The sequence below is a fragment of the Rhizobium sp. SVR5-2C genome (assembly GCF_056755115.1).
In genome coordinates, this window is record NZ_JBNDHT010000571.1 from 1 (window position 1) to 238 (window position 238).

Sequence of the window (238 nt, forward strand, 5' to 3'; positions counted from 1 at the left end):
GAGCACGTGGACGCAGCCGAAACGTTGAATGACGGCGCGTTCGAGGGCTTCCAGCGACGTCTTGTCGGAAACGTCCGTTTCGACAGCCATCACATGTCCCTGCCCTGCAATGGCTTCAAGCTCGCCGCGAGCCTTCGCAAGCCTGTCGCCGCCGAGATCGGCAACGACGACGTTCATGCCTGCCCTGGCGCGATGTTTCGCCGCTGCAAGGCCGATGCCGGATGCGCCACCGGTAATC

Annotated in this window: 1 protein-coding gene; it reads right to left on the reverse strand. The window is 63.4% G+C overall.

From position 1 onward, the window contains the following. Positions 1-237, reverse strand: a 237-nt coding sequence (locus ACPYOI_RS36940) for an SDR family NAD(P)-dependent oxidoreductase (protein ID WP_481424292.1), incomplete at its 3' end; no start/stop codon positions are given. Position 238 lies beyond the last annotated feature (1 nt).